The following is a 1,414-nucleotide window of genomic DNA, read 5'->3' on the forward strand; positions in this document are numbered from 1 at the left end:
GGCCGAAGTCGGCCCGCCGGCTGCGTGACGAGCAGCTCATGCCGCTGATCGAGCAGGTCCATGCCTCCTCCGGCGGCACCTATGGCGTCCGCCGGATCACCCGCGCGCTCAAGCGCAAGGGCGTCCACGTGGCCCGCTGCACCGTCGAGCGGCTGATGGCCGAGCTGGGCCTGGAGGGCGTCATCCGCGGCCAGCGGCGTCGCACCACCGTGCCGGAGCCGTCGGCACCCAGACCGCCGGATCTGGTCGACCGTGACTTCACCGCGAGCCGGCCCGACCAGCTCTGGGTGGCCGACATGACCTATGTCCGCACCTGGACCGGCTGGGTGTACGTGGCGTTCGTTCTGGACGTGTTCTCCCGGACGATCGTCGGATGGCAGGTCGCGAATCACATGCGGACCGAACTTCCGCTGGACGCTCTGGAGATGGCGCTGTGGAGGCGCCGGATCAAGAAGGACTCCGGGCTGATTCATCACAGCGACAGGGGGTCGCAATATGTGTCAATTCGCTACACCGACCGGCTCTCCGAGATCGGGGCGGCCGCGTCCGTCGGCTCGGTCGCGGACTCGTATGACAACGCGATGGCCGAGGCGCTGAACGGCACCTTCAAGGCCGAGCTGATCGAGATGCAAGGACCGTGGCGGGACGTCGGCCAGGTCGAGCGGGCGATCTTCCAGTGGGTCACCTGGTACAACGAGGAACGGCTCCACTCCGCACTCGACTACGTACCGCCCGCCGAGTACGAACGCGACTGGTGGCGACAACAGCAAGCCACACCACAGTCCGCCTGAAACAAGATCACCGGACTCTACGAAACTCGGGGCAGCTCAGCCGTCCGGATCGGTGACCACCTGCACGTTCACTCCATGCCTGCGGTGCTTGATGCCCTATGTTCGTCAAACTGCGGTCAGCAGGGGCGCTGAGGCAGCAGGCTGCTGGTGACGCGTGATCATGTCGGCGCGGATCAGGCAGTAAACCTCGCGGGCTGCGTAGCGTTTCAGGCAGCGCATGACCTCGCGTTTTCCCTTTCCTTCGGCGGTACGTCGCTCCAGGTAGAGGCGGGTGCGCTCGTCTTGGCGCATGCGGGTGACCACGATGCGGTGCAGCGCGGCGTTGGCCTGCCTGTCTCCGCCGCGATTGAGTCGACGGCGCTGCAGAGGACGGCCTCGGCGACCACTTCGGCGATGCGGGCGGTGTCGGTGACGTCCAGCCGGACCGCGACCGCACGGTCCGGGTGGGCGGCGATCAGGTCGTCGAGCGCCTCCGTCCGGCGTGCGGCGGCGATGACGGTGTCTCCCGCGGCCAGCGCCGCCTCCGCGATGGCCTGTCCGAAGCCGGACGACGCACCGGTGATCAGCCATACGCGGCCCTCGGCTCCGCGGGTGGGCGAAGGGGTGTCGGTGGTGGTCACTGC

General features: G+C 68.0%; 1 protein-coding gene and 2 pseudogenes. 1 reads left to right on the forward strand and 2 read right to left on the reverse strand.

The annotated features are described in order from the left end of the window. On the forward strand, nt 1-791 hold a 791-nt coding region (locus tag ACWDVB_RS40260), incomplete at its 5' end, for an IS3 family transposase (protein ID WP_451612069.1). Nucleotides 792-896: 105 nt separating this feature from the next. On the opposite strand, the pseudogene ACWDVB_RS40265 reads toward ACWDVB_RS40260, so the two are convergent. Both ACWDVB_RS40265 and ACWDVB_RS40270 read right to left on the reverse strand, forming a co-directional pair. Beyond that, a pseudogene (locus ACWDVB_RS40265) lies at nt 897-1,151 on the reverse strand (IS110 family transposase); the annotation flags it as partial. Between the two features lie 5 nt (nt 1,152-1,156). Further along, nucleotides 1,157-1,411 (reverse strand): annotated as a pseudogene (locus ACWDVB_RS40270) (SDR family NAD(P)-dependent oxidoreductase); the annotation flags it as partial. Between the last annotated feature and the right edge of the window lie 3 nt (nt 1,412-1,414).

The sequence above is a fragment of the Streptomyces sp. NPDC003379 genome (assembly GCF_053589195.1).